Source organism: Pseudomonas sp. yb_9 (assembly GCF_043103635.1).
Classification (GTDB): domain Bacteria; phylum Pseudomonadota; class Gammaproteobacteria; order Pseudomonadales; family Pseudomonadaceae; genus Aquipseudomonas; species Aquipseudomonas monteilii.
Genome location: NZ_JBICKA010000041.1, coordinates 171,080 through 193,471, shown reverse-complemented (window position 1 = coordinate 193,471; position 22,392 = coordinate 171,080). Strand labels below are relative to the sequence as shown.

The following is a 22,392-nucleotide window of genomic DNA, read 5'->3' as shown; positions in this document are numbered from 1 at the left end:
AGGCCCTTGACCCTCAACCATGCAAGGATTCCGTCATGACCACGATTCTCATCATCATCCTGATCCTTCTGCTGATTGGTGGCTTACCGGTCTTCCCACACTCGCGCAGCTGGGGCTATGGCCCGTCCGGCATCGTCGGCGTGGTGCTGGTGATCTTGTTGGTGCTGTTACTGCTTGGCATGATATGAGCCACCCCGGCCTGGCGTTCCAGATGGCGCTCCAGGCGGCGCATGCCGTCGCCCAGGGCGCGGACCGCCAGGCTGAGCGCCGGGCGCTGCAACGGCTGAGCGTTGCAACAACGCTCGACCTGCTCGCACAAGGTAACCAGGGCGTCGGCGCGGGCGATACGTGCGCCGCCCTTGACCCGGTGCGCCAGGCTGGCGATAGCCTCGGGCGCATCACCGAGGTTTTCCAACCGTTGCAGGTCCTCACGGTTGCTGGCACGCAGGTCGCCCAACAACGCCTTTAGCGCCGCTTCATCGTTACCCACCAGATGCCTCAAGTGCTGCAGGTCTAGCAGGCTGCCTTGGTCATTCGGTTCCTGCGCAGGCCGTGCACTGATCAGTGCCTGGGCGAGGCTACCCAAGTCCAGCGGCTTGAACAGACAGTCATCCATGCCCGCTTCGCAACTGCGCCTGCGCTCGGCCTCCTGGGCGCTGGCGGTCAGGCCAATCACCCTGCTACGCGGGCGAGCGCTGCGCCGCTCGTGTTCGCGTATGGCACGGGCCAGCCCGTGACCGTCCAGGCGCGGCATGTTGCAGTCGGTAATCACCACGTCGAAATGCTCCTTCAGCCACAAGCGCAAGGCTTGTGCGCCGTCTTCCGCAACCCGCGCCTGATGCCCGAGAAAATCCAGTTGCTGTGCCAACAGCAGCCGGTTTGCCGGGTAGTCGTCCACCACCAGCACCCGCAGCCGTGCGCCAGGCTCTGCAGCAAGCAAGGGTGAAACATCAGGCGCTGGCGTCGCACTCGACAACAGCGGCAGCTTGAGCCGCACCTGCACTTCGGTGCCCTCCCCCAAGGTGCTGCGCAGCTGCAATTGCCCCCCCATCAACTGGCACAGGTTACGGCTGATGCTCAAGCCCAGGCCGGTGCTGGCACGTGGCGACTGGCGGTGGTTGCTGGCCTGACGAAACGGCTGCCCTAATGCAGCCAGCTCGCTGGCGGCGATGCCCACGCCGCTGTCCTTTACCAGCAGCACGATATCGAGCAGCCCGTCAGCCGGCGCTGCCTGCAGGCTGACCAAGATGCGCCCGCGCCGGGTGAACTTGATTGCGTTGCTCAGCAGATTGGCCAGCACCTGCTTGAAGCGCAGCGGGTCGAGCATGACCTCGGCACCCACTGCCCCTCCCAGTTGCATCTGTAACTCAAGGCCTTTGCCACGGGCCAATTGTTCGAACAGTTGCACCACCCGCCCGACCAGCTCGCCCACCCGTACCCGCTGCGGCGAAAGTTGCAAGTGGCCGGTTTCGATGCGGGTAATGTCGAGTATGTCGCCAATCAGCTCTTTCAGCCCCCGTGTCGCTTCGGTGGCCACCTCGATGGCCAGGCGGTCCAGTACACCTTGGGCGGCCTTGCGCTGTGCCAGTTCGAGCATACCCAGCACCGCATGCAGCGGGGTGCGGATCTCATGGCTAATGGTGGCAAGGAACTCGGTCTTGGCCTGGTTGGCGGCATCCGCCGCACGCTTGGCCCGCCGCAACCGTACCTGCAACCGGCGCAGGTAGCGGATCCACAACAGAGCAATGAACAGCAGGCAGAACGCGATGCCGAAGCCGAACAGCACCTTGACGCGATGGCGGGGCCAGACGCCGTCGGGGACGATCATCGGGTTGCGCCAGCGACGCACCAGCGCAGTGGTCTCTTGCGGCGTCAGGCTGAGCAACGCGCTGTCGATGATACCCAGCAGTTCACTGGCGCCGCGGGTACTGGCCAAGGCGAAATGCGCGGGCGGCAGGGCCAGGCCGGCACTGACCTGCAACTGCCCGGGGTACCACCGGGCGACCAGCGGACGGGCGTCATCCAGAGTCAGGAAGGCGGCGTCCACCCGGCCATCGGCGACCGCGTGCAGGGCATCCAGAGGGCCGCTCAATACGCGTTGGCGCACTTGCGGATAACGTTGTTGCAACAGCTCGACCATGGCACTGCCCGACACCACCGCCACGCGCCGTCCAGCCAGTTGCTCCAGGCTGGACGGCGCCTGTTCGCCAGTGCGGCTGACCAGCACCCGCGAAGCACTGAGGTAGGCGCGACTGAAGCCCAGGCGCTGCGCCAGGTTGTCGCTGTAGGGCAGCCCGGCAATCAGGTGCGCCTTGCCTTGAATGACTTGGCCGATCATCTGCTCGGCGCCCGCCCCTGCCTGCACGTCAAATTCAAGACCGGTGCGCCGGGTGATCATCTGCAGCACATCGAGGGTCAGGCCGCGCAGCTGGCCCTTACTGTCGCGGTAGCTCAGTGGCAGCACCTGATCGTCCACCAGCACGCGCACCTTGGGGTTGTCAGTCAGCCAGCGCTGCTGGGCCTCGCTCAAGTGCACCGACTGGGCCGAGCGTGGGCCGCTCGCCAGCGGGTTCCAGCGCGCCTGGATGCGCGCACGCTGGGCTGGGCTGATGCCCTCCAGCACCGTATCCACCAGGCGTGGCAACGGCGTACCGTTGTCAAGCATGGCAAAGCCAATACTTTGGCGCGGCAGGGCCGCGTGGCCAATTTCTTCCACCCCGCTAAAGGGGCTGCGGCCCTTCACGTAGCGTGCAATCAAGGCGTTGCCCAGGTACAGGTCAGCCTGGCCTAGGGCAAGCGCGGCCAGGGCGCTGAACGCAGTGGGGTGCACCTGCAGGTCGGCTTGTGGGTAGTACTGGCTGACCTGCTCCGGTGTGCGGTAACCGTCCACCATCACCATGCGCAACGCTTCATCGCCCGGGGAAACCGCCTTGTGCTCCTGGGCCAGCAACAGGGGATAGTCTTCGGCGTAGGGCGTCGACAGGCGCAAGCCGGCCTGCAGCGCCTGCTGCGCAGTGACCGAGCCAAGCAGGTCGACAGTGCCTTCGCGCAACGCCGCGACCGCCGCCTGGAACGACTCGAACACCTGCACCTGCATGTCCAGTTGCAGGTGTTCGGCCAGTAGCCCCGAGTAATCGGCCGTGATGCCTTCGTAGGCACGCCCGGTGCCGAGGATATCCAGCGGCGGCTGGTCGTCGCCAAGCACCCCCAGGCGCAGCACACGATGGTGCCACAGCCAGCGCAGGTCACTGCTGACCGGTTCGGCACGCGGCCCTTCGAATACCGCACGCCCATGGAACACCGGTGCAGCCACGCCCGACAGGGGAAACAGGCAGCACAACAACAGCAGCCAGATTGCACGCACCATTCAAATAAGCTGGTTGCGACGAGCGAAATCCGCCAGGTCGATAAGCGAGTTTAGACGCAGCTTTTCCAGCAGCCGCCCCTTGTAGGTGCTGACCGTCTTGTTGCTGAGCAGCATCACGTCACCGATAGCCTTGTTGCTCAGGCCACGGGCCAGGTGCTGGAGGATCATCAGTTCACGGTCACTGAGGCAGGCAATACGCTGCGCATCGGTGGCGTACAGGTCTTGGCTGTGCACCGAGCTCAGCGCCACCTCGGGGAAGTAGGTGAAACCCGACAGCACTGCGCGCACCGCCTTGTTCAGCTCTCCCAGGTCGTTGCTTTTGCACACAAATCCCGCCGCCCCGGCTTGCATGCACCGCAGGGAGTAGGCTTCGGCCTGGTGCGAGGTCAGCACCAAAGTCTTGGCCGGTCGTTCGTGGCGCTTGACCCGGGCGATCACCTCCATGCCATCGAGCCTGGGCAGGCTGATGTCGAGGATGATGATATCGGGCGCCTGCTCACGGGCCATGCGCACGGCGTCGATGCCATTGTCGGTCTGGCCGACGATCTCCAGGCGCTCCTGGCGCAGCAGCATGCACACCGTGGAACGTATGAAAGGGTGGTCGTCGACCACCAGTGCTTTATTCATCAGGCGTTCTCGCTTGGCAGGCTGGCTTAGAATTCGGCATCGAACACCACGGTGGCCATGCCGTTGTAGGTACTGCCGGCATGGTCGAGCATTTCGCCCACCGCAGCGCTCGCAACCTCGAAATGCAATTGCCCGGGCCGGTTGAGCGCCGGCGTAGCCGCTTCGAACTGCAACGCAGCGCCCCTGCCGGTTGGCAGCGGTACACGTTCAACGGCCTGACCGCGATGCTGAATGCCGGCAGGCAGGCTGAGGGATATCCCCACCGGTACCTGGTGCTGATCTGCATTGCGGATGGCACAGGTGCCGGCCATGTTGTACTGGCACAGCTTGTAGGCCTTGAACGGCCCGGTGGACCACACCCGAAACGGCAGGTCTCGATACAGCCTCTGCGGCGGCCGCCCTCCCGACAGCCGGGATTTCCAGCCGCCTCGAGGTTCGAGCACCGCGCGGTCGGAGCCGGGAGGAAATTCGAAGATGAACGCGTGCTGGACATCGAGCACGAAATCGACCGTCAGGGTGTTGGTGCTCAGGCCACTGACCTGGTTGCCGAAGTCGAAATCCCCTCCCGGGCCTACGCTATACACCACGCTGCCGCGGTAGATGCCGGCAGGAAGGCGATAGGGCGGCGGCAGATTCAACTGGTAGGCGACGCTGGTGTCGGTCACATCGACAGTGTCCCTCTGACCACTGCCCCCCTGAAGCACGGAGACCGAACAGGGCTGAGGTGCTGCCGGGCTTGTCATATCCCACAAGTACCTGACTATCGGGGGCCGGTATTGGGACACGGTGGTGACCATCCGGCATCCACCACGCACGTCTCTATTGCCTGGTGCAATACGTGTCACATCGCTGCCGTGGACTTCTTGACTGATTGCCGACCAGTCGAAAGTAATCTGCCGTGGCTCACCGGTTTGCTCATGATAGACATCGATCTGCTTGCGACCGGGCAGCTGCACATAGAATTGATCACGCACATCCGCCGCATCCTTTGTGGTTTGCTTGGTATACGTGATAGGCAACGCGACTGTCTGGCGGGTTCTACAGGTATAGGGCATGTACTGGCACATACCGCCGGGTGGCGTTGTATTGTCGAAACGGCCCGAGCCACCGCCACGATACTGGGCAGAGATCGTCACTTGTGCTGCCTCTACAAACGACATCGGCAAGGCAAGGGCGGTCAGCAACCAGACCAAAACCCTGCGGGTACGCGCCATGGTTTTCATCCCTCCAGTAACATCGGCTTGCGCTCAGCGCCTTCGTGCAACTCGAACTGATGCACCTTGGCCGCCTGCCCTTCGAACTGGCGGGTACGCCCTGGCAGCAGATGATGCTTGGTGGCCGGCTCGCACACCTGGTCCTGCGCCTGGCACTGGCGGAAGTGGTCGAGCACCACGGTGGCGTTGCCCTGGTTGGTTACGGTCAGCGCACCGCCCTGGCGGCGGATCGGGGTGTGGTAGCGGGTCTGGTCGGGGCGCACGAACAACAGCGTGCCGTAGCCGGCCAGGAGGTTGACGCCGGCCTTGAGGCTGTCGCGGTACTGCTCAGCTTCGGCTTCGCTGACGGCAAAGCCGTCGCCCAGTTCCGGCAGCACCGGGATGAAGCGCAGGCGGTAGTAGCGCTCCTTGTCGCGCTCGCCGCGGTACAGCAGGCGCACGGCCTGCATGCCCCGCGACGGCACGATCAGCCGCGCCGGGCTGACCACCAGGCCGCGCTGCTCCAGTGCCAGGCCTTCGAGGGCGACTTCACGGGGCGGGCCACTGCCGTCATACACCAGCTCAACCACGCTGACCTTGACGAAGGCCGTAGAATCACCGCCGTTGCGTACGCGCTTGAGCAAGGTGCTCTTGCCTTCTTCCAGGTAGTCGTATAGCCCGCCCACATTCAGTTCGGGCCCCGCCTGGGCCAGGCAAGGCAGCATGGCCCAGGCCAGGCAGAAATAGCGAAATGATTTCACGCAAAATTCCTCATAGCAAAAAGCCTCTGATAGCCAATCAGCATCACTGAAGTGATTGTGGTCTTGTGCTCACACACAAAATGCAGGAAATTTCCTAATCGTTTGAGGAGATTTCCTAAAGACAGCTTCCGCCCTTATAGCTGGGCGTCGAAAACCACCGTCACCTCTCCCTCGTAGCGGCTGCCGGGATGCTCGATCATGGCTTTCACATCTTCGCCACCAACCTCGAAATGCAACTGCCCCGACTGGTTGAGCACCGGCATCACCGACTCGAAAGAGAGCGCAGCATCGCGACCGGTAGGCAGCTCGAGCTTACTCACCGGACCGCCTTGGTGCCGAATGCCGCCGGGCAAGGTCAATGCAACGGCAACAGGTACCTCATGGTTTGCGTCATTGCGGATACCGCAACCGGTACCCGAATAATGCCGGCATAACTTGTAAACTTTAAAAGGCCCGGTGGACCACAGCCGAAACGGCAAATCCCTGAGCAACCGCTGGGGCGCCCCCCTCCCCCCGAGCCACGCCCCCCATCCCCCTGGGGGCTCCAGCACGGCACGGTCCGATCCAGGTGGAAACTCGAAGACGAAGGCATGCTGTACGTCAAGTTCGAAGTTCAACGTCAAGCTGCTGCCATTCAGAGCGCTGACACCATTGCCAAAATCGAAGTCGCCGCCCGGTCCGATACTGTAAGTCAGGCTGCCGGTATAAAAACCGGGCTTCATGCGATTGGGCTCAGGCATGGTCAGCCGATAGGCGATACCCATGTTGCTAACCGAAGTTTCAACGGTATAACCGTTCGGCATCGCCCCATGAATGGAATGGCACCCGGAGGGTGAGCTTGGATTGCGTACCAGCCACAGGTAATGCGTCGCAAAAGGGCTGCCGGCATAACCGAATGTCTGCCGATAAGAGCAACCACCCCTGATTTCCCGTGTCCAGACCGGGTTGACGCGCAACTCCGGGGTACCCTGAACCTGCTGACTGACGCCAAGAAACTCAAAGTTCAGACGATGGGACTCCCCCGTGCTTGTGTGAAACACATCCACAGCCCTGGCCGAGGGCAGTTGAACGTAAAAATTGTCACGGACATCACCACTGTTCTTCACCGTCGTCCTGGCATAGGTAATGGGAAGCTGCATGGCGCGCATTTCGCGGCAGTCTGCAGACCAGCGTTGGCAATACGCAGCCAGCGGGGTGGTATTTTCGAAGTCACCCGAAGCATCCCCCAGGTATTGAGCACTGACAAGCGCCTCCAGGGCGACATCATCCCGTCCGGGTGTTGCCAGGCCAAGGAGCAACCATACCCCCAAAGGCAGGCGCAAAGCCGTTCTGATAATCCGGTACCCACTCACCCCTTGTCCCCCGTATGCAATGACCCGGCCTGAGCAACTTTGCCCGGCTCACAGGCTAGATCGCCAGCCAGCAATACATCTCCCTCACGCTCGATCTGCGCCACTTTCAGCTCAAGCAGGCACAGCGCCTGCCCTCCCTTGCGCACCTCCAGCGTCGGCGTCGACTCACTCATCTCCACAGCAAAATGCCCCCCAGCTTCGCTCACGCTACGGCTGGCGTGATTGACCACCTGCGCCCCTTGCATCGGTTGCCCATGTCGATCGAGCAGCCGCCCCAGCACGGTCACCGTGCGCATCACCCGCAACTTGCGATAGCCCACCCCGCCCCGGTTGAGGTGGTAGTCGAAACTGGTCGGCTGGATCACCGCCGCCGCTTCGTTGTCGCCATCCAGGTCGAACTGCACATAGCCGGACTTGTAGGCGCCAACCGGGATCACGTTACGACCGGGGTGCAGCGTGGCGCTCAGCCCATACTGGTCGTCGGCGCGCAGGGCCAAGCCTTCTATGTCGCTCTCGACATCGACGATCAGCCCGGCATCGTGGGGCAGGTACTGGCCGCTCATGGCCAGCTTGCCTTCCCCCACCGCGACGATGCTCTGCAGGTTGAGCCCGGCGCTGACTTCGCCGTTGTAGGACGAACTCTGCGCGTAGGCGTCGCCGTACAGCGCCTGGTTCTGGAACTGAGCCGTGCCGCCGAAACCGGCGCCGTAGCGGTCCGCCGTGACGCTGCCGCCGAGGCTGCGCACCACGCCTAGGTCGACGTCGCGCTGGTAGGACAGCGAAGCATTCTGATCGCGCCCACCGTCATGGGCGGTGCGGCTACCGATGCTGGCGGCAATGCGCTCGCCGGGGCCACCCAGGCTCATGCTCACGGCCAGGTTGACGCCACGGCTGCGCTCGTCACCGCTGCTGAGGGTGCCAGGGCGGTCGAACAGGCTCAGGCGCCAGTTGGCGTCAGAGCCCAACAGCTTGCCGTAGTACGACCAGCCCAGGTCGATGCCGAGGCCATCGGCGGCCCCCGAACTGTGGGCCAGGCGAATGGTGGCGGTGCTGCGGTTGCTCAGGCGGTGGGTCAGCAACAGGGAGGTCTGGCTCTGTTCCTGGTAGCGCACGAACTGGCTGTGGGTCGGGCGACTGACCGTTTCCAGCCAGGAGCGGCTGTGGCTGAACACCAGCGAGCCCAGGTCGTGGTTGTGGATCACTTGCAGGTCATAACCATCGCCCTGGTTCTCGGTACGGTAGAGGTTGCCGTAGAGCTTGAGCCGATCGAGTGCGTCCCAGTCCAGCGAGGTACCGTATTGCATGGCTTCTTCCACCTGCTGCACGGACACGCCAAGTACCGCCCGCGGGTGCAGCAGGTAGTTGGCCATGACACCGGCGCTGAGGCTGTCGTCGTGATCCTCGTCCCAGTTGCTGAGCAGGCTGGCCTGCTGGCCCAGGTACAGGTTGTAGCGCCAGCGGCTGTCGGGGTTGCGCCAGCTGTTGGGCTTGTAGACGAACTCCTCGGTGCGTGCAGTTTCCTGGCCGTCTTCCAGCAAGCGCACCTCGACCTGGTAGATGCCACCTGGCAACACCCGGGTATCCAGTGCTTGCAAGCCAGGCTGCACCGTCTGGCTGTTGATCAGCGAGCCATTGCGGTAGATCTCCACCACGCCGGGGCGATTGGGGGTGACGTAGATGGGAGTCGAGCTGGGCTGGCCGTTGTCGATCAACAGGCTGTCGCTGCTGCCGAACATCAGGCCAAGCGTGGTATCGGGACTCTGCCCCAGCAGCCGCGGCTGGCGGGTGAGTCCTTGGTTGCCGGGGGTAAAATAGCCCAGGCGAAAGAAGTGGTCATCGTGCAAACGCTCGGCGTACAGCTGGCTGACCCGGTGCCGGGTTTGCTGACTGCCGACGCTGCCACGGTCAAGCTGGGCATCGGCCAGGGTGGTCCAGTTACCGACACTGCCCTGGCCTGCCAGAGAAAACAGGCCACTGGTGTCGCGGCCATCGCTGGCCAGGTTGAGTTGGTTGCGCAGCAGCAGCCCGCCGCCCTGTTCGGGCAAGGCGTGGTAGCGCGGTGCGTCGCCGGCCAGCTCGGCGGCGTGGGTCAGCAAGGACAGCTGCGAGTTGACCAAGCTGTAGTGGATAGCGCGCAAACCGTCCGGGCAGTCGCGCTTGCAGTCGCCCAACGGGCGACCAGAAGTTAGCCGCTCCTGCCAGCGGCGGCGCAGGGTTTCTGGCTCGCGGCTGTCGAAGTGGTCGGTGAACTCCAGCAGCTGCACACGCTCATCGCGGCTGAGCACCACCATGGCATCACCCAGGTAGCGGCCATCCAGGTCCACACGCACGGCCAGCGGCACGTCAAAAAAGTGCTCCTCGAATTCCCGTGGCAAGCCTTGGGCCTGGCTAACCACGCCCATTGCACGGTCAGACGCCTGGGCGGCAACCGGCAGCACAGCAAGACATGCCGTCAGCAGCAAAGTCTTTATAGTTAAGGAAAAGGCCATGACCCTGTCTGCAAGCAAGACGCTGCCCTCACCCCCGGCGCGACGCAAGGGGTGAAGGTGAGCAACAACGGATGAAAGAAGGGGAACAGTGCGGGGATCAGGGCGCAGCGGTTTCGAACATCATGCTGACCAGGCCTTGGTAGTTGCCTGGCTTGTAGCCACCGGCCGGGGTTTGCGCTGCCACTTCGAAGTCGACGATGGCTCCGGGTAAAGCCTGGGTCTCGGTGAGAATTTCGGTCGCATTGGTGGTGAGCAGCGTGTCGCCGATCTTCACATCCAGGCCGATGGAGTCCAGACCGCTGCTGACCACGGCTGGCGACAGCAGGTGGGCAGTGATCGGGCCGATGGTGCTCTTGGCTTGCAGTTGCTTGCGGACCGGGGTCAGGGTGCCTTGAAACGAGTTCCAGGCCATTTCCTGCGGGTCATTCATCCAGTTGCCGCCGACGGGCTCGACGTAGAAGTTGGCGGTAGGCACGGTAGCTGTAATCAGCACCTGTTTCTCGATCGGGTCTTCGGCCATGGCTGGGCCTGCAACGAGAGCAGCAAATGGAAGTGCCAGCATGAGTGCTTTCACGAATAGATCTCCTGGAAATCTGTAGACATAAGCTTTGATTGAAGGTCAATCAGGCTAAGCGCCGTTGACAGGCAGGAGTATCCGCAGTTACCCACAACGTAAATACGGGAACTATCTGAGCGAGTTGTTGACATTTCCTAACGACAATTCAGAGGGGGAGCACTTCCGCAGGAGAATACCAAGCACATTGGGGCCGCTTTGCGGCCCCAATTACCTGATTAGTGAGACACTGCCCCGCTGGCACCCAGGCCAGTCTGCGAACGCACGAACTGCGGGTAGAACAGCGCTCGCTCGTCGTCGGCAGCCTTGGACTTGTCGGTGACCGAGAAGAACCAGATGCTGACGAAGGCAATGGCCATCGAGAACAGCGCCGGGTACTCGTACGGGTAGATCGGTTTCTCGTGGCCGAGGATCTGTACCCAGATGGTCGGGCCGAGGATCATCAGCGTCACCGCACTTACCAGCCCCAGCCAGCCACCAATCATCGCGCCGCGGGTGGTCAGCTTTTTCCAGTACATCGAAAGCAGCAGTACCGGGAAGTTGCAGCTGGCCGCGATGGAGAACGCCAGGCCAACCATGAAGGCGATGTTCTGCTTCTCGAACAGGATACCCAGGCCGATCGCCAGCACGCCCAGGGCGACGGTAGTGATTTTCGATACGCGGATCTCGTCCTTGTCGTTGGCCTTGCCCTTGCGCCATACGCTGGCGTACAGGTCGTGGGACACCGCCGAGGCACCGGCCAGGGTCAGGCCGGCAACCACCGCCAGAATGGTGGCGAAGGCGACCGCCGAGATGAAGCCCAGGAACACGCTGCCACCCACCGCATTGGCCAGGTGCACGGCTGCCATGTTGTTGCCACCCAGCAAGGCGCCAGCGGCGTCCTTGAAATCCGGGTTGGTGCTGACCAGCAGGATGGCGCCAAAGCCGATGATGAAGGTGAGGATGTAGAAGTAGCCGATGAAGCCAGTGGCGTACAGCACGCTCTTGCGCGCTTCCTTGGCGTCACTGACGGTGAAGAAGCGCATCAAGATGTGCGGCAGGCCTGCGGTACCGAACATCAGCGCCAGGCCCAGCGAGAACGCCGAGATCGGGTCTTTGACCAGGCCACCCGGGCTCATGATCGCTTCGCCCTTGGCGTGTACCTTGATGGCTTCGGAGAACAGGGTGTTGAAGTCGAAGCCCACGTGCTTCATCACCATCAGCGCCATGAAGCTGGCACCGGACAGCAGCAGCACGGCCTTGATGATCTGTACCCAGGTGGTGGCCAGCATGCCGCCGAACAGCACGTACAGGCACATCAGGATACCCACCAGGATCACCGCCACGTGGTAGTCCAGGCCGAACAGCAGCTCGATCAGCTTGCCGGCACCGACCATCTGGGCGATCAGGTAGAACGCCACCACCACCAGCGAACCGGAGGCCGACAGGGTGCGGATTTCCTTCTGCCCGAGGCGGTACGAGGCCACGTCGGCAAAGGTGTATTTGCCCAGGTTGCGCAGGCGTTCGGCAATCAGGAAGAGGATGATCGGCCAGCCGACCAGGAAGCCGATGGAGTAGATCAGGCCATCGTAGCCAGAGGTGAACACCAGCGCGGAAATACCCAGGAACGAGGCGGCCGACATGTAGTCGCCGGCGATTGCCAGGCCGTTCTGGAAACCAGTGATCTTGCCGCCGGCAGCGTAGTAGTCCGACGCCGACTTGTTGCGTTTGGAGGCCCAGTAGGTGATGCCGAGGGTGAAGGCGACGAAGGCCACGAACATGGCGATGGCGGAAACGTTCAGCGGTTGCTTCTGCACCTCGCCGGTCAGGGCATCGGCAGCCCACACGGCGGGTGCGAAGGCTCCGCAGGCCAGTACGGCCAGGGTTTTGGCGTGGCGAATCATTGTTGCGCCTCCTTCAGGATGGCCTTGTTCAGCTCATCGAATTCGCCGTTGGCGCGGCGCACGTAGATGGCGGTCAGGACAAATGCCGAAACGATCAGGCCGACGCCCAGGGGAATGCCCCAGGTAATCGACGACTCAGGGCTGAGCTTGGCGCCCAGTATCTGAGGACCGTAGGCGATCAGGAGGATGAAGGCGCAGTACAGGCCGAGCATGATCGCTGAGAGTATCCAGGCGAACCGTTCGCGTTTGGTGACCAGCTCCTTGAAGCGGGGGCTGTTTTGTATCGAGAGGTAAATGCTGTCGTTCATTGTTTTTGTCCTAGCAGCACAGGTAGGGGATGAAACCCACGCCCTTACTTTATGCGGCTGTTGGACGGCAGCCAGACGACCTTAGTCTTAGATGCAACGGTGTTTTACCGATTGCGTAACAAAGTGAAGGCCCTTTCGCGGGCATGCCCGCCCCCACAGGGGGCATCACAAGGCCTGAAGGCAGTGATAGACCTGTGGGAGCGGGCAAGCCCGCGAAGCAGAAAAACCGGACGTTGAAGTAGATTACTTACCTGTCCACTCCTTCACGCGATCAGGGTGCTTGGCCACCCAGTCCTTGGCCGCTGCTTCAGGCTTGGCGCCTTCCTGAATCGCCAGCATCACCTCGCCAATCTCGTCCTTCGACTGCCAGCTGAACTTCTTCAGGAACTCCGCCACCTCCGGCGCCTTGGTCGCCAGTTCCTTGCTGCCAATGCTGTTCACGGTTTCCGCCGCGCCATACACGCCTTTCGGGTCTTCGAGGAACTTCAGCTTCCATTTGGCGAACATCCAGTGCGGTACCCAGCCAGTGACCGCAATCGACTGCTGCTTGGCATAGGCACGGCCCAGCTCCGCGGTCATGGCCGCACCGGAGCTTGCCTGCAGCTTGTAGCCTGTCAGGTCGTAGTCCTTGATCGCCTGGTCGGTCTTGAGCATTACGCCGGAGCCGGCGTCGATGCCGACAATCTTCTGCTTGAAGCTGCTGTCGGTCTTGAGGTCGGCAATGCTCACCGCCTTGACGTACTCGGGCACGATCAGGCCGATCTTGGCGTCCTTGAAGTTGGGGCCGTAGTCGACCACGTTGTCCTTGTTCTTGGCCCAATACTCGCCATGGGTGACGGGCAACCAGGCCGACAACATCGCATCGAGCTTGCCGGTTGCCACACCCTGCCACATGATGCCCGTGGCCACGGCCTGCAACTTCACGTCGTAGCCGAGCTTCTGCTTGATCACTTCTGCAGCCACGTTGGTGGTGGCCACGCTGTCGGCCCAACCATCCACGTAACCGATGCTTACTTCTTTGGCCATTGCCTGTGCAGCGCTCATGGCCATTACCAGGGCGGTGCCCACACCCAGTAAACGTCGCATTCTTTTTATCGCAGCCATCAAAGCATCCCCTCGTCAGGTCCAGGAGATTCCATCATCTGCCTGCAACACCGGGCGACCTGATCCAGCTGCGACCTGTACCCGCCCCATATGCGACAGCACTGTGCCATTAGCGCCATCGGCTCACGCCGGCCTGCGCGATCCTTGCATGCCAAAGCGTTGGCGCCGGGCTACTATCTACCCTTTTGCGCCTGACGATGGACCGCCCGATGCCCAGCTCTGCCCGCCTGCTGTTGCCGTTGTACCTGCTTGCCTGCCTGTTGGCCCTGCTGGGGCTTGCAGGGCTCTGGTACGGGCTTGGCAAGCCGGTGCACCTGCCGGATGCGGCCAGCCCGACGCACAAGTTGCAGTGCGCGTCCTACACGCCGTTCGACAAGAACCAGTCGCCCTACGACCAGCCGTTTCGCCTGCGCCCGGCACGCATGGACGCCGACCTTGCGTTGCTGGCTGAGCGATTCCAGTGCATCCGCACCTATTCCATGACCGGTCTTGAGGCAATCCCCGCGCTGGCGCGCAAGCATGGCCTGAAAGTGATGCTGGGTGCCTGGGTCAACGCCCACCCGGCCGATACCGACAGGGAAATCGACCTGCTGATTGCCGCCGCCAACGCCAACCCGGATGTGGTCAGCGCGGTGATCGTCGGCAACGAAACCTTGCTGCGCAAAGAGGTGACCGGCGCACACCTGGCCACGCTGATCGCCCGTGTGAAGCGCCAGGTGAAGGTGCCGGTGACCTACGCGGATGTATGGGAGTTCTGGCTGCAGCACCCGCAGGTAGCGCCGCAGGTGGACTTCTTGACTATCCACCTCTTGCCCTACTGGGAAGACGACCCACGCGGTATCGACGAAGCCTTGGCCCATGTGGCCGATGTGCGCAGGGTGTTCGGCACACGCTTCGCCCCCAAAGACATCCTGATCGGCGAAACCGGCTGGCCCAGCGAAGGGCGCCAGCGGGAGACCGCAGTGCCCAGCCGGGTCAACGAGGCGCGTTTCATTCGCGGCTTTGTGGCCATGGCTGAGAGCAACGGCTGGCGCTACAACCTGATCGAAGCATTCGACCAACCCTGGAAACGTGCCAACGAGGGGGCCGTCGGCGGTTACTGGGGGCTTTACGATGCCGACCGGCAGGACAAGGGCGTGCTGGAGGGGCCGGTGAGCAACCTGCATTACTGGCCGCAGTGGTTGCTGGCCTGCGCATTGTTGATGCTGGCCATGCTGTTACTTGCCGGGCGCCCCGCAACGGTTCAGGCAGCCTTGCTGCTGCCATTGCTGGCGGCGTTTGGCGCCGGATGCCTGGGGTTGTGGGGTGAGCTGATGCGCACCCATGCGCGCTTTGCCGGGGAGTGGGTATGGGCGGTGGCGCTGGCCGGGTTGAACCTGCTGGTGCTGGCCCACGTGTTGCTGGCCCTGGCGCAGCGGGCCGGCTGGCGCGAGCGGTTGTTCGCCTGGCTACAGGCACGGGCAGGCTGGCTGTTGCTGGCGGCGGGCTTTGCCGCAGCGGTGAGCATGTTGGCGATGGTGTTCGACCCACGCTATCGCAGCTTCCCCAGTGCGGCGCTGGCGTTGCCGGCGCTGGTCTATGTGCTGTGGCCGGTACGGGCACGGCGTGCCGAGGTGGCGCTGCTGGCGTTCATTGTTGGGGCCGGGGTGGCGCCGCAGTTGTTCGTGGAAGGGCTGGAAAACCAGCAGGCTTGGGGCTGGGCGGTGGTGAGTGTGCTAATGACAGCGGCTTTGTGGCGGAGCTTGCGGCTGCGTTCGGCTTGATTGCTATGGTGGGGCGGAAATCGAGCGCCGCCCACGCGGCGCATCGCGAGCTGCGCTCGCTCCTACGTTTATTTCGGGCCAATTATTCCTGTGGGATTTGAGCGCGTACGCCTTGGCGCAAGGCGCAATATCGCGTCGTACAAACCAGGCAGTCGCGCGCGCCTGTCACAGGCATCACTGGCCCGAAATAAACGTAGGAGCGAGCGCAGCTCGCGATGCGCCGCGTGGGCGGCGCTCGATTTCCGCCCCACCGCAGTACCCAAGGCATGCACCTTTGAGCCCCACAGCAATTACCGAACCAACCGCAACCCCGCCAGCACCAGCGCAAACACCGCAATGCTGGCGGTATACAGCACAAGCGCTGGTACCGCGAAGAGCAGGGCCAACACCGCCAGCCACCAGCCGGTGCGGCGGGTCACCACCTGCGCCAACAACGCAAGGCCCAGCCCGGACCAGGCCATCACCTGATGGTGAATGCCCAATCCCAGCAACGACCGCACCTCACACTGCCAGTACGCCGCAGGTGTCGTACACAACCCCACCCACTGCCCGTCCTCCATCAAGCCGTAACGCACGCCATAACTGGCCGCAAGCCACAACCCAAGAAACAGCACAAGCAGCGCAGCCGGCAGCGTACGAGACATCCCGTTCTCCAATAGCGGTAATCGAAAGCATCCATGATCGCTTATGCCCCGATGTAAGGCAAAATCACAACCCTGCAGCTATGTTGCAGATAACCGGCACACCAAAGGCCACCGCGCCAGGCAACTTTGCCTGCGTTGATGTGGTCCTAGCCTGCACACCGCTCGACCTTGCGTTCTTTTGGGGGACTACATGCTTCGATCTTTGCGCCTCGCTGCCCTGCTCGGCAGCCTGCTCATGGCTGTGGCCGCTTCGGCGCGGGACATCGACGCCGCGAGTTATGGCTACCCCTTGACCAACCCGTTCGAGGCCACCATCGCCACCACGCCGCCGGACCAGCGCCCGACCCTGCCCAGCGACGACGAAATCACACAGTCCGACTACAGCCTCAACCTGCGCCCGGAGCGTGAGTTCACCCTGCCCGACAACTTCTGGGCAGTGAAAAAACTCAAGTACCGCCTGGCCCGCCAGGACCGCGAGGCGCCGCTGATCTTCATCATTGCGGGTACCGGCGCACCGTACTCCAGCAGCATCAACGAATACCTGAAAAAGCTGTTCTATCAGGCCGGTTTCCACGTAGTGCAATTGTCGTCGCCCACCAGCTACGACTTCATGAGCGCCGCTTCGCGCTTTGCCACCCCCGGTGTCAGCAAGGATGACGCCGAAGACATGTACCGGGTGATGCAGGCCGTGCGCGCCCAGCACCCGCGCCTGCCAGTCAGTGACTTCTACCTCACCGGCTACAGCCTGGGTGCGCTGGATGCGGCCTTCGTCAGCCACCTGGACGAAACCCGCCGCAGCTTCAACTTCAAGCGCGTGCTGCTGCTGAACCCGCCAGTCAACCTGTACACCTCGATCAACAACCTGGACAAGCTGGTGCAAACCCAGGTCAAGGGCATCGACCGCAGCACCACCTTCTACGAGCTGATGTTGCAAAAGCTCACGCGCTACTTCCAGGACAAGGGCTACATCGACCTCAATGACGCCCTGCTGTACGACTTCCAGCAGTCGCGCCAGCACTTGTCCAACGAACAGATGGCCATGCTGATCGGCACCTCGTTCCGCTTCTCGGCGGCCGACATTGCCTTTACCTCCGACCTGATCAACCGCCGTGGCCTGATCATTCCGCCGAAGTTTCCGATCACCGAGGGCAGTAGCCTCACGCCGTTCTTCAAACGTGCCCTGCAGTGCGACTTCGACTGCTACATGACCGAGCAGGTGATCCCCATGTGGCGCGCCCGCACCGACGGCAACAGCATCCTGCAACTGGTCAACCAGGTAAGCCTGTATGCCCTGGAAGACTACCTGCGCAGCAGCGACAAGATTGCCGTGATGCACAACGCTGACGACGTCATCCTTGGCCCCGGCGATATCGGCTTCCTGCGCAAGGTATTTGGTGACCGGCTGACCCTTTACCCCCATGGCGGCCATTGCGGCAACCTCAACTACCGCGTCAACAGTGACGCCATGCTGGAGTTCTTCCGTGGTTAACAAACTCCTCTTTGCCACTGCCCTGCTGGCTGCCGGCCACGCGCTGGCCGCCGAAACCGCCCCACGGGCCAGCGTGGTCGAAGCCGACCCTCAGGTGACTGCCGCACCACTGGCGCCCGAAGCAGACGGCTTTCTCGACCCGCTGCGCGAGTTGAAATTCAACCCCGGGCTGGACCAGCGCGAGTTCGAGCGCTCTACCCTGGAGGCGCTGAACGTGTACGACCCGCTGGAGTCGATCAACCGGCGCATCTACCACTTTAACTACCGGCTGGACCAATGGGTGCTGCTGCCGCTGGTGAGTGGCTACCAGTACGTCACCCCGCGCTTCGTGCGTACCGGGGTAAGCAATTTCTTCAACAACATCGGCGATGTGCCGAACCTGTTCAACAGCGTGCTGCAGCTGAAAGCCAAGCGCTCGGCGGAGATCACGGCGCGGCTGATGTTCAACACCATCATTGGTGTGGGTGGGCTATGGGACCCGGCCACCAGCATGGGCCTGCCGCGTCAGAGCGAAGACTTTGGCCAGACCCTGGGCTTCTACGGCGTGCCGGACGGGCCGTACCTGATGCTGCCGGTGCTGGGGCCATCGAACCTGCGCGATACCACAGGGGTGGTGGTGGACTATGCGGGCGAGCAGGCCATCAACTACCTAAATGTGGCCGAAGCCAGCACCGACCATCCGGAAATCTTTGCCTTGCAGGTGGTGGACAAGCGCTACACCACCAAATTCCGCTATGGGCAGCTGAACTCGCCGTTCGAGTACGAGAAGGTGCGGTACGTGTATACCCAAGCGCGCAAGTTGCAGATAGCCGAGTAAGCAGGCCCGGCCTGTTCGCGGGCAAGCCCGCTCCCACAGGGACTGCACAATGCCTGAAGGTTGTGCGGTTCCTGTGGGAGCGGGCTTGCCCGCGAAAGGGCCAGAACAGGCAACATCAAATCCCCAGGAACTGACACAACTCCCGCTTCTTCGCCAAAGCATCCCGCCGCCCCAGCTCGATCAGCTCACTGCAATAGCTCGCCTCGAACAGCAAATAGCTCAACACCCCGGCCCCGCTGGTCCGCGTCGCCCCCGGCCCACGCAGGAACAAGCGCAACGCCGCCGGCAGCTCACGCCGGTGCCGTGCGGCAATCTCGTCCAGCGGCTGGCTGGGCGCCACCACCAGTACGTCGATCGGCGCCAGCCCCAGGCGACGGGCATCCAGATGTGCCGGTAGCAACCGGCTCAAATGATTGAGCCGCTGCAGCAATTCGATATCGTCTTCCAGGCTGTCAATGAACGTGCTGTTGAGCATGTGCCCACCAATCTGTGCCAGGCTCGGCTGCTGCCCGCTGAACACCCGCTGGGTCGGCAACGGCGGCGCTGGCCGCTGCGGGTTGCCACTGACCCCGACCACCAGCACCCGGCTGGCGCCCAGGTGCAAGGCCGGGCTGATGGGCGCCGACTGGCGGACTGCACCGTCGCCGTAATACTCGTCGCCCAGTTGCACCGGGGCAAACAGCAGCGGAATGGCCGCACTGGCCAGCAGGTGGTCGATGGTCAGCGGCGTGGGTACGCCAATGCGGCGGTGACGCAGCCAGGCCTCGATGCTGCCACGGCCCTGGTAGAAGGTGACCGCCTGACCAGACTCGTAGCCAAAGGCCGTGATTGCCACGGCGCGCAACTGCTCGGCGGCCAGGGAATGGCCGATGCCGTCCAGGTTCAGGTGTGCCTCCAGCAAGCCTCGCAAGGGACTGCTGTCCAGCAGCGCCACGGGTGCCGGGCCACCAATGCCTAACAGGTTGTGGCCAACGAAGCGACTGGCCTGGCGCACCACCCCGGGCCAGTCGCTGCGGATGACCAGGTGGCTGCGAAAGTTCTGCCAGAAGGTGGTAAGCCGTTGCACGGCGTCGTTGAAATGAGTGGCACCGCTGGCCAGGGTCACGGCATTGATGGCACCGGCAGAGGTGCCGACGATGACCGGAAAGGGGTTGTGCGCGCCGGCCGGCAGCAGCTCGGCGATGCCGGCCAGTACGCCGACCTGATAGGCCGCGCGGGCGCCGCCGCCAGAAAGGATAAGACCGGTTACCGGAGGTGGGGCCATGGCATCCTTCCTGGTTCAGCTGCTTTCAGCGCTTTTTCTTGTCATAGAGCCGCGGCGCACCCTCAGGCCGCGACTTGAACCGGCGGTGCGCCCACAAGTATTGCTCAGGGCACTCGCGCAGCACACTTTCAACCCACTGGTTGATGCGCAGGCAATCAGCCTCTTCACTCTCCCCCGGGAAGTCTTGCAGCGGCGGGTGGATCACCAGACGATAGCCGCTGCCATCCTCCAGGCGCTTCTGGGTGAACGGAATCACCTGCGCCTTGCCCAGCCGGGCAAACTTGGTTGTGGCAGTTACCGTCGCAGCCGGGATACCGAACAGCGGCACGAAAATGCTCTGCTTGGCGCCGTAGTCCTGGTCCGGTGCGTACCAGATCGCACGACCCGAACGCAGCAGCTTGAGCATGCCGCGCACGTCCTCACGCTCCACCGCCAGCGAGTCGAGGTTATGCCGCTCACGCCCACTGCGCTGGATGAAGTCGAACAACGCATTGCCATGCTCGCGGTACATACCGTCGATGGTGTGCTGCTGGCCCAGCAGCGCCGCGCCGATTTCCAGCGTGGTGAAATGCACCGCCATCAGGATGGCGCCCTGCCCCGCCTGCTGGGCGGCCTGCAGATGCTCCAGCCCTTCGACATGGGCCAGGCGCGCCAGCCTGGCCTTGGGCCACCACCAGCTCATGGCCATTTCGAAGAAGGCGATACCGGTGGACGCAAAATTGGCCTTGAGCAAACGCTGCCGTTCGTCGACCGACAGCTCCGGGAAACACAGCTCCAGGTTGCGTGCGGCAATGCGCCGACGCTCACCGGCAAAGTGATACATCACGGCACCCAACCCGGCACCGATTTTCAACAGCACCCGGTACGGCAACTGGACCACCAGCCACAGCAGGCCCAGGCCCAACCACAGGCCCCAGAACTTGGGATGAAGGTAATAGGGACGAAAACGCGGGCGTTCCATTGAAGCATCCGGAAAGACAAAGGCCGCGCATTCTACAACGGATCAGTGCATGTTGCGGGCAACCGGTGTTCTCGTTATAAGTCAGGGCACTTTTTTCGCAACAAGCCGTCTATGCAGACCATGAGCCCAAACCACACACCCGACACCGCCTCCGTGTTCCAGCTCAAGGGCAGCATGCTCGCCATTACCGTACTGGAACTGGCGCGCAATGACCTTGAAGCCCTCGACCGCCAGCTGGCGGCCAAAGTCGCCCAGGCACCGAACTTCTTCAGCAACACGCCGCTGGTGCTGGCGCTGGACAAACTGCCAGCCGACGAAGGGGCAATCGACCTGCCCGGCTTGATGCGGATCTGCCGCCACCACGGCCTGCGTACCCTGGCCATTCGCGCCAACCGCATCGAGGACATCGCTGCCGCCATCGCCATCGACCTGCCGGTACTGCCGCCTTCCGGCGCCCGCGAGCGGCCACTGGAGCCCGAGCCCGAGGTGGTCAGAAAGCCCGAGCCGGCCCCGGCCCCACCACCGGCACCGGAACCCGAAGTGCGCCCGACCCGCATCATCACCTCGCCGGTACGCGGCGGCCAGCAGATCTACGCCCAAGGTGGCGACCTGATCGTTACCGCTTCGGTCAGCCCGGGTGCGGAACTTCTGGCCGATGGCAACATCCATGTGTACGGCGCCATGCGCGGCCGCGCCTTGGCCGGCATCAAAGGTAACACCAAGGCGCGTATCTTCTGCCAGCAGATGACCGCCGAAATGGTCTCGATCGCCGGCCAGTACAAGGTCTGCGAAGACCTGCGCCGCGACCCGCTGTGGGGCACCGGCGTGCAAGTCAGCCTGTCTGGTGACGTGTTGAACATCACTCGTCTTTAACGGATACTTGCCAGCATTTTTAGAGCAACTTTTTTACCGTTGCCGTTATTTAAGCTATTTCAGTTATTTGCAGGGACCCGTGTCCCGACTATTTTAGGGGTGAAACACCTTGGCCAAGATTCTCGTGGTTACTTCCGGCAAGGGGGGTGTGGGCAAGACCACCACCAGCGCCGCCATTGGTACCGGCCTCGCACTGCGTGGCCACAAGACCGTCATCGTCGACTTCGACGTGGGCCTGCGTAACCTCGACCTGATCATGGGCTGCGAACGCCGCGTGGTGTACGACTTCGTCAACGTGGTCAACGGCGAAGCCAACCTGCAACAGGCCCTGATCAAGGACAAGCGCCTCGAGAACCTGTACGTGCTGGCCGCCAGCCAGACCCGTGACAAGGACGCGCTGACCCAGGAAGGCGTTGAAAAGGTGCTGATGGAGCTGAAGAAAGACTTCGACTTCGTCATCTGCGACTCGCCAGCCGGTATCGAGAAAGGCGCGCACCTGGCCATGTACTTCGCCGACGAAGCCATCGTGGTCACCAACCCGGAAGTGTCCTCGGTACGTGACTCCGACCGCATGCTGGGCATCCTGTCGAGCAAGTCGCGCCGCTCCGAAAACGGCGAAGAGCCAATCAAGGAACACCTGCTGATCACCCGCTACCACCCCGAGCGCGTGGAAAAGGGCGAAATGCTGAGCATCGCCGACGTCGAAGAAATCCTGGCGATCAAGCTCAAGGGCGTGATTCCCGAGTCCCAGGCCGTGCTGAAGGCTTCCAACCAGGGTATCCCGGTCATCCTCGACGACCAGAGCGATGCCGGCCAGGCCTACAGCGACACCGTCGACCGTCTGCTGGGCAAAGAGAAGCCCCTGCGGTTCATCGAAGTGCCGAAGCAAGGATTCTTCGCGCGCCTGTTTGGAGGCAAGTAAA

19 protein-coding genes are annotated in these 22,392 nt (G+C 62.8%); 6 read left to right on the top strand and 13 right to left on the bottom strand.

Going from position 1 to position 22,392, the window contains the following annotated elements; all coding sequences use genetic code 11:
• The first annotated feature begins 35 nt into the window (after positions 1–35).
• Positions 36–188, top strand: coding sequence for a DUF3309 family protein (locus tag ACF8MI_RS10600; RefSeq protein ID WP_012271016.1), 153 nt, complete (start codon positions 36–38; stop codon positions 186–188).
• Here ACF8MI_RS10600 and ACF8MI_RS10595 read toward each other — a convergent pair.
• From ACF8MI_RS10595 to ACF8MI_RS10550, 10 genes are all read right to left on the bottom strand, one after another.
• Positions 116–3,367, bottom strand: a complete 3,252-nt coding sequence (locus ACF8MI_RS10595) for a response regulator (RefSeq protein ID WP_233458197.1) — start codon at positions 3,365–3,367, stop codon at positions 116–118. The genes ACF8MI_RS10600 and ACF8MI_RS10595 overlap by 73 nt on opposite strands.
• The gene (locus ACF8MI_RS10590; protein WP_060497569.1) at positions 3,368–3,994 is read right to left on the bottom strand and encodes a response regulator transcription factor; all 627 of its coding nucleotides are present in this window, start codon (positions 3,992–3,994) and stop codon (positions 3,368–3,370) included.
• 26 nt (positions 3,995–4,020) lie between these two features.
• Positions 4,021–5,208 carry a hypothetical protein gene (locus tag ACF8MI_RS10585; RefSeq protein WP_177337075.1) on the bottom strand — a complete coding sequence of 396 codons (1,188 nt, stop codon included), beginning with the start codon at positions 5,206–5,208 and terminating at the stop codon, positions 4,021–4,023.
• A 5-nt stretch (positions 5,209–5,213) separates the two neighbouring features.
• On the bottom strand, positions 5,214–5,912 hold the full coding sequence (locus tag ACF8MI_RS10580) for a hypothetical protein (protein ID WP_060497594.1): 699 nt from the start codon (positions 5,910–5,912) through the stop codon (positions 5,214–5,216).
• Between the two features lie 170 nt (positions 5,913–6,082).
• Positions 6,083–7,270 carry a hypothetical protein gene (locus tag ACF8MI_RS10575; protein ID WP_200928730.1) on the bottom strand — a complete coding sequence of 396 codons (1,188 nt, stop codon included), beginning with the start codon at positions 7,268–7,270 and terminating at the stop codon, positions 6,083–6,085.
• Between the two features lie 26 nt (positions 7,271–7,296).
• Positions 7,297–9,789 carry a TcfC E-set like domain-containing protein gene (locus ACF8MI_RS10570; protein ID WP_200928731.1) on the bottom strand — a complete coding sequence of 831 codons (2,493 nt, stop codon included), beginning with the start codon at positions 9,787–9,789 and terminating at the stop codon, positions 7,297–7,299.
• 97 nt (positions 9,790–9,886) lie between these two features.
• Positions 9,887–10,363, bottom strand: coding sequence for a CS1 type fimbrial major subunit (locus ACF8MI_RS10565; RefSeq protein WP_060497572.1), 477 nt, complete (start codon positions 10,361–10,363; stop codon positions 9,887–9,889).
• 218 nt (positions 10,364–10,581) lie between these two features.
• Positions 10,582–12,246 (bottom strand): cation acetate symporter, encoded by a 1,665-nt coding sequence (locus tag ACF8MI_RS10560; protein ID WP_105945961.1) that lies wholly within the window; start codon positions 12,244–12,246, stop codon positions 10,582–10,584.
• A complete protein-coding gene (locus tag ACF8MI_RS10555) occupies positions 12,243–12,554 on the bottom strand; it encodes a DUF485 domain-containing protein (protein ID WP_054900493.1) in 312 nt (103 codons plus the stop codon). Before ACF8MI_RS10555 ends, ACF8MI_RS10560 begins: the two co-directional genes overlap by 4 nt.
• Before the next feature lie 243 nt (positions 12,555–12,797).
• Positions 12,798–13,658 carry a glycine betaine ABC transporter substrate-binding protein gene (locus tag ACF8MI_RS10550; RefSeq protein ID WP_060497574.1) on the bottom strand — a complete coding sequence of 287 codons (861 nt, stop codon included), beginning with the start codon at positions 13,656–13,658 and terminating at the stop codon, positions 12,798–12,800.
• A gap of 197 nt (positions 13,659–13,855) precedes the next feature.
• Between ACF8MI_RS10550 and ACF8MI_RS10545 the strand changes: the two genes are divergently transcribed.
• Positions 13,856–15,421 (top strand): beta (1-6) glucans synthase, encoded by a 1,566-nt coding sequence (locus ACF8MI_RS10545; RefSeq protein ID WP_200928732.1) that lies wholly within the window; start codon positions 13,856–13,858, stop codon positions 15,419–15,421.
• A 290-nt stretch (positions 15,422–15,711) separates the two neighbouring features.
• On the opposite strand, the gene ACF8MI_RS10540 is transcribed toward ACF8MI_RS10545, so the two are convergent.
• The gene (locus tag ACF8MI_RS10540) at positions 15,712–16,065 is read right to left on the bottom strand and encodes a hypothetical protein (protein WP_060497576.1); all 354 of its coding nucleotides are present in this window, start codon (positions 16,063–16,065) and stop codon (positions 15,712–15,714) included.
• 190 nt (positions 16,066–16,255) lie between these two features.
• Between ACF8MI_RS10540 and ACF8MI_RS10535 the strand changes: the two genes are divergently transcribed.
• Positions 16,256–17,554: a serine/threonine protein kinase gene (locus tag ACF8MI_RS10535; protein WP_060497577.1), complete on the top strand. Its 1,299-nt coding sequence runs from the start codon at positions 16,256–16,258 to the stop codon at positions 17,552–17,554.
• Positions 17,547–18,371 carry a VacJ family lipoprotein gene (locus tag ACF8MI_RS10530; protein ID WP_082426333.1) on the top strand — a complete coding sequence of 275 codons (825 nt, stop codon included), beginning with the start codon at positions 17,547–17,549 and terminating at the stop codon, positions 18,369–18,371. Before ACF8MI_RS10535 ends, ACF8MI_RS10530 begins: the two co-directional genes overlap by 8 nt.
• Before the next feature lie 115 nt (positions 18,372–18,486).
• Here ACF8MI_RS10530 and ACF8MI_RS10525 read toward each other — a convergent pair whose 3' ends face one another.
• Together ACF8MI_RS10525 and ACF8MI_RS10520 are read right to left on the bottom strand one after the other, a co-directional pair.
• Positions 18,487–19,635 (bottom strand): patatin-like phospholipase family protein, encoded by a 1,149-nt coding sequence (locus tag ACF8MI_RS10525; RefSeq protein WP_060497578.1) that lies wholly within the window; start codon positions 19,633–19,635, stop codon positions 18,487–18,489.
• A 25-nt stretch (positions 19,636–19,660) separates the two neighbouring features.
• On the bottom strand, positions 19,661–20,596 hold the full coding sequence (locus tag ACF8MI_RS10520) for a lipid A biosynthesis lauroyl acyltransferase (protein WP_104834137.1): 936 nt from the start codon (positions 20,594–20,596) through the stop codon (positions 19,661–19,663).
• 111 nt (positions 20,597–20,707) lie between these two features.
• Here ACF8MI_RS10520 and minC point away from each other — a divergent pair, with 111 nt between their 5' ends.
• Both minC and minD read left to right on the top strand, forming a co-directional pair.
• Positions 20,708–21,469: a septum site-determining protein MinC gene (gene minC, locus ACF8MI_RS10515; RefSeq protein WP_019097103.1), complete on the top strand. Its 762-nt coding sequence runs from the start codon at positions 20,708–20,710 to the stop codon at positions 21,467–21,469.
• A gap of 109 nt (positions 21,470–21,578) precedes the next feature.
• Positions 21,579–22,391, top strand: a complete 813-nt coding sequence (minD, locus tag ACF8MI_RS10510) for a septum site-determining protein MinD (RefSeq protein WP_016715526.1) — start codon at positions 21,579–21,581, stop codon at positions 22,389–22,391.
• Position 22,392: the final 1 nt, after the last annotated feature.